This window comes from Candidatus Nanopelagicales bacterium (assembly GCA_018003655.1).
In the GTDB taxonomy this organism is placed as follows: domain Bacteria; phylum Actinomycetota; class Actinomycetes; order S36-B12; family UBA10799; genus JAGNDY01.
Genome location: JAGNDY010000108.1, coordinates 1 through 5,519, shown reverse-complemented (window position 1 = coordinate 5,519; position 5,519 = coordinate 1). Strand labels below are relative to the sequence as shown.

The window sequence follows — 5,519 nt, the reverse complement described above, 5'->3', positions numbered from 1 at the left end:
TACTTCGACAAGTTCGGCGACCGTCTCCCAGCAGAGATGAACGTTCAGCTCGGCGAGTTGCGCGAACGGCTCCAGCAGTAGATCTTCGAGACTGAAAGAGGCGCCCACGCGAATTCGCGTGGGCGCCTCTTTCAGTCTCGCTGGACCGTCCTCAAGCTTGAAGGGCAGCTCGATTCGCGACCTCTAGTGGTAAACGACGACCTTTGTTCCCTTGGGTGTGTGGTCGAACAACCAGGCCGAATCGGCTTTGCTGTCGGAGATGATGCAGCCGTAGGAGTTCACCTTGAAGCCGGCCTGATCGAAGTAGCCGGAATAGTGGAACCCCTCGCCACCATCAAACTGCATCCACCATGGCAGGTCGTAGCCGTACATGTTGGAGACCGTGTGCCGCTGCTTCTCTTGGACCTTGAAGACACCCTCGCGAGTCCGGCTGTACTGTCCGAAGCCCTTCTCGCCCTTCTCTGGGCCGAATTGGGCATTCATGATCTTGATGACTTTGCCATCCTTGAGGTAGCGGGTCACCTTCTGGGTCTTGTCCACACAAATCGTGATTCCCTCGCCGCCACAGCGGGAGTCAAGTTTGCCATCTCGGGCGACGGACTGCAGGCGCGCGACGGTCGTGGCGTCGGCCCGGCCGGTCGGCTTCATCCGTTGCCTGCTTTGGAAGGACTTCACGGCAGTTGTGGTTGCGCGGTCCAACGTTCCGTCGGTCCAATCAGCAGTTAGACCGGTCCACTCAAGACGTGTTTGCAGCGCGGAAATTTCGGCGCTACTCGACTGCGCATTCACTGGGAGACTGGGCAATGCTGCGGGCGCTTGCGTCGTCGGGGCCAGCCAAGCGGCTGACTCCAGTGGGAACCGATTCTGCTCGGCGGCGCCGGCGGGTTGGGTTTGCAGGATTGCGAAACCCACGGTGGCGAGCAGAGTTCCCATCGCGGCGGTCGTCACAGCGGGGGCTGTGTGATGTGGCGGGCGCATTAAAACCTCAAGACACTCGGGGACAGAATCGAGTTCGCGGGTTCGATACGAGGGAACTGCGTCGCGAACTGTAAAGAGGCGAGCAAACAAGCCTCAGTCCTGCAGGCACTGCGCATGCAGATGGACTATTAAAGGTCTTCCCCCACTGTAGGGGGACATAACGGACACCGGCCGCCGGGTGACAGGCATCACAGGCATGCGGGTGACAGGCATCACAGCGCGTGCAGGGGTGGTTCTACCCCACGTTGATGCTGAGGTTGAAGTCGGCCGTTCCGAGCGCTCCCATGAGTCGAAGCCACAGCGGTAGGTACATTTCCGTACCACGAGCAGCCGAGACGTCACCAAGATCTTTGACTCGGTCTGCGGGCCAGCCGAATTCAACAAGCAAGTCCACGGTTGCGGTCTTGGCGCTCTGGTCGTTGCCGGCGATGAACAACACGTGGTCGCCGGGGACGACTTCTGGATGCACCATGACGCCCGCGGTGACGGTGTTCAGCGCTTTGACAACGTGGGTCTTGGGGAATGCCGACTGAATCTGTTCGGCGAGGCTCTCGGTATTGCAGACGGACAGTTCGGGTGGGAATCCGTGCGAGAAGTCCAGCGGATTTGACACGTCGATCAGCACTTTGCCAGCTAGGCCATCGACACCCACTGACCGCAGTGCCTCCAAGCTGGCGACGCCAGCGGTGGCGTTGATGACCAACTCGCCATGTGCAGCAGCGTCACCGAAGGTCCCAATCGAGGCCTCCCCAGGCGACTGGGTGTCCACTGCGGCTAGCCACTCCTGAACGGCATCGCCGGTGGCGCTGCGCGAACCCATCCTGACGTTGTGGCCCAACTCCAAGAGCCGATTTGCCAACGTCGCACCGACCGTGCCAGTACCTAGAACCGCGATTCGCATGGGGACTCCGTTCAGATAGGCACCTGCGGGTCATCGCTGGTGAGCCTAGTCGCGCGATACCCAGTGGTCTAGGTCTGCGCGGCGCATCGGAGGCGTACTGACCTCTGTGCGGCCCACCGGGATCGGGTCCCGTGTTGCTTGAACGCAGTATCTGGGTCAAGCTTCTCTTCTGTGTCCGCAGCGGGTGCGCGTTGTCGGCGATCAGCGAATCGTGCGCCGCACCCAGGTACTAGGCGGTTCGTCGTTCTCCGGAGGTGATCGTGGGTAGTCGGTTCGACTCACCCATCGGTCGCGCATCGCGGATCGCGCTCGCAGCAGGCCTGAGCGTCTCCCTCCTGGGCGCGCTCGGTCTCGCCAGCGCCGACGCCGCCTTCGCAAAGCCCAAACCGCACGCGGGAACGGGTACGCCGCTCAAACACGATCGGGTCATCCCGTTGCCTGCTGGAACGTGGGGCTGGGCAACGCCGTTCGGTGCTGCGGGACCGATGTGGGCGAGCGGGCATCACACCGGCCAGGACTTCCACGTCGCTGCCGGCACGCCGATCCTGGCGGCCGCCGCTGGCACGGTGATCTTCACCGGCAACGGTGGTCCATACGGAAACCTCACCGAAATCCAACATCCGGACGGTGTTCAAACCTGGTACGCCCACCAGTCACGGATCGCCACCACGGTCGGCTCTCGCGTTCAGGCCGGTCAGGTGCTCGGCGCGGTTGGTGCGACTGGAAACACCACCGGCCCGCACCTGCACTTTGAGGTTCGCGTCGCGGGTCAAACCATCGATCCCCGTCCGTGGCTCTCGGGCGCACCGGCCGTGGCAGCGCAGGGTGCGGTGTCATTCGATCCGGCGGTTGCCGACCAGTTGCGCGCCCAACTTGCCGAGGCCGAGGCGGCCAGAAACCAGGCAGCCCGATTCGCTGCCGCGGCCCGAACCAAGGCCGCGAAGGTGGGCAAGCAGGCCGCCTCCCAACAGCGTGAGGTCCAGGCTGCGCGCGAGTCCCTCGGCGACTACGCCCGTGAGGTGTACAAGGCTGGCATTGACCCGCAATTCCTGCTGCAAACCGATGCCTTGTCCAGCGGTGACCTGACGAACTACACCGATCGGCAGCTGTTGATTCAGTACTCAAACCAATCGCAGAACCAGACGGTCAATCGAGCAGTCAAGGCGCTCGGCAAGGCGCAGGCTCTTAGGCAGGAGATTGCCGACTTAAACTCCAAGGCGCAGGCCGCGTTGGATGCCGCCGACATGAAGATGCTGGACATTCAGACCCGGCTCAACGCGAGCGAGGGTCTGTGGATGGTCGGGACCTCCTTTGACGGCACGATCCCGGCTGGCGGCTCGAAGCAGGCCCAAGCTGCAGTCAAATTTGCGCTCGCGCAGCTTGGACACCCCTACACGCACGGTGTGGGAACGGGTCCCGCGTATGCGTGCAACGGTTTGATCTGGCGCGCCTGGCACGAGGCCGGTTCCAAGTGGCCGATTCAGATGGCCAACCAACAAGCGCTTAACCGCCGCTGGGTCGTTCCCATTCGGCCTGGCGACGAGAAACCTGGTGACATGATCTTCTTCCGCTTCAATAACGGAACCGATCTGCCCGGCCGGATCGATCACGTGGGCATGGTCGTCAATCCCGGTACCGGTGCCTTCGTCCATGCATCGTCACCGCGGACCGGCGTCGAGTTGAACAACTACAAGACGACCTCCTACTACGAAGGTCCGGCGATGTTCGGACGCATGATCGTCAGTTCCGACAAGGCGCGATCGGCCAGGCGCTAGAACGGCCAGGCGCTAGAACAATCGCGAGTCGGGGTCGTCAAAACCCCGCAATGAGTCGTAGTCGACAACGACGCAACGAATTCCGCGATCTTCTGCCAGTGTCCGTGCCTGCGGCTTGATCTCTTGCGCCGCAAAGACTCCAACAACGGGGGCGAGCAGCGGATCGCGGTTCAGTAGTTCCAGATAGCGCGTCAGCTGCTCCACGCCGTCGATCTCCCCCCGGCGTTTGATCTCCACGGCTACCGCTACCCCGTTGGCATCGCGGCACATCAGATCGACCGGGCCAATTGCCGTCGGGAACTCCCGTCGAACCAGGCGCCAGCCGTGGCCGAACGTGCCAACCTGTTCGGCCAGCAGCTCCTGCAGGTGGGCTTCCACGCCGTCCTTAACCAAGCCTGGATCGACCCCTAGTTCGTGCCTGGAGTCGTGATGAACCTCATCTATCGTGATGATCAAGCTGTCGCCAGTCTTGTTTTCGACCGTCCAGGTGCCGCTACCCGAACCGTCGGTCCGGTCCGTCAGGAAGCATGGTGGACTCATCCAGTTCAACGGCTTGTAAGCCCGGTCATCGGCGTGTACTGACACCGAGCCGTCGGACTTCAGCAGGAGTAGTCGCTTGGCCATTGGCAAGTGTGCGGACAGTTTGCCGACGTAGTCGACCGAACAAGTTGCCACCACCAAGCGCACCCGGCGACCCTAACAACTGCCCGGTTGGGGTCATTTGCCAGACTCGTAACCGACGGAAAGGTCGCCAGGTGGCCATTTCCGCCCAACCAAGGTTGCCCACAAACAAGGAGCTTTCATGTCCGCTGCCACGCCCTATCCCGGTCTCATCGGTGTTTCAGACGGGAGTGCCAGCTTGGCTGGAGTGCTGGGAGGTACCGGCTTCAAGGTCACCGGGCCCGAAGGGGCGGCCTTGAGTTCCGGGATTGAGGCGCTGGCCGCTGCGATCTGGCTCGCCTACCTGAACGAGGGTGCGCGAATGCTGGAGCAGCAATACGCGACCCGCGACGACATCGACGCGTCGATGCGGTACGGCTGCGGCTACCCAGTCGGTCCGCTGGCCCAACTCGACGTCATCGGTCTGGATGTGGCGGCCGCGGTACTCGACGCCCTGCATGAGGCGAGCGGGGACACCCGACACAAGGCGTCCTCGGCGATCACGGAACTGGTCGCGGCTGGCAAAACCGGGCGCGCCGCGGGAGCCGGCTTCTTTACCTACGAGGCACCTGGTTCCGACGTGGTCGTCTCGCAGGAGTCGGCACAGGCTGACTCGGATTCCGGCGCGCTTCGCGAGATCGCCAAGGTCGGTGTGGTCGGGACCGGCACCATGGCCACCGGCATCATCGAGGTGTTTGCCAAGGCTGGCTACCAGGTGGTCTACGTGGCTCGCAGCGACGAGAAGGTCGCCAAGGTGCGGGCCGCGCTGGAGAAATCGTTGGATCGCGCTGTTGGCAAGGGCCGCATGACCCAGGAGGACCGCGACGCAGTGCTCGCTCGTGTCTCCGGCGTCACCACCCACGGCGGACTTGCCGACGTCGACATCGTCGTCGAGGCGATCGTGGAGGACTTCGACACCAAGAGCGAGCTGTTCGCCTCGTTGGATCGGGTCTGCAAGCCCGGCGCGATCCTGGCAACCACCACGTCCTCCTTGAGTATCGAAGCCCTCGCGGCTGCGACGAGTAGGCCCGCAGACGTCATTGGAATGCACTTTTTCAACCCTGCGCCAATCATGAAGCTCGTCGAGGTTGTCTCCGCCGATGCCACGGCAGCAGACGTCACCGCCACCGTGGTGAAACTGTGCGAAGCAACCAAGAAGCACCCGGTGCTGTGCGGCGATCGCGCTGGCTTCATCGTGAACTTCC

5 protein-coding genes are annotated in these 5,519 nt (G+C 62.8%); 2 read left to right on the top strand and 3 right to left on the bottom strand.

Going from position 1 to position 5,519, the window contains the following annotated elements; genetic code table 11:
* Window positions 1–183 precede the first annotated feature (183 nt).
* Together KAZ48_10495 and KAZ48_10490 are read right to left on the bottom strand one after the other, a co-directional pair.
* Window positions 184–948: a murein L,D-transpeptidase gene (locus KAZ48_10495; GenBank protein ID MBP7973220.1), complete on the bottom strand. Its 765-nt coding sequence runs from the start codon at window positions 946–948 to the stop codon at window positions 184–186.
* Window positions 949–1,213: 265 nt separating this feature from the next.
* Window positions 1,214–1,879, bottom strand: coding sequence for an NAD(P)-binding domain-containing protein (locus KAZ48_10490; GenBank protein ID MBP7973219.1), 666 nt, complete (start codon window positions 1,877–1,879; stop codon window positions 1,214–1,216).
* Window positions 1,880–2,139: 260 nt separating this feature from the next.
* Here KAZ48_10490 and KAZ48_10485 point away from each other — a divergent pair, with 260 nt between their 5' ends.
* Window positions 2,140–3,654 carry a peptidoglycan DD-metalloendopeptidase family protein gene (locus KAZ48_10485; GenBank protein ID MBP7973218.1) on the top strand — a complete coding sequence of 505 codons (1,515 nt, stop codon included), beginning with the start codon at window positions 2,140–2,142 and terminating at the stop codon, window positions 3,652–3,654.
* A 12-nt stretch (window positions 3,655–3,666) separates the two neighbouring features.
* On the opposite strand, the gene nucS is transcribed toward KAZ48_10485, so the two are convergent.
* Complete coding sequence (nucS, locus tag KAZ48_10480) at window positions 3,667–4,341, bottom strand: endonuclease NucS (protein ID MBP7973217.1); 675 nt, start codon at window positions 4,339–4,341, stop codon at window positions 3,667–3,669.
* A gap of 115 nt (window positions 4,342–4,456) precedes the next feature.
* Here nucS and KAZ48_10475 point away from each other — a divergent pair.
* Window positions 4,457–5,519, top strand: a 1,063-nt coding sequence (locus KAZ48_10475; protein ID MBP7973216.1) for an NAD(P)-binding domain-containing protein, incomplete at its 3' end; no start/stop codon positions are given.

Bases quoted from the DNA above. Each gene is read 5' to 3' on its own strand.
- KAZ48_10490 (MBP7973219.1), bottom strand. From the start codon at position 1,879: ATGCGAATCGCGGTTCTAGGTACTGGCACGGTCGGTGCGACGTTGGCA.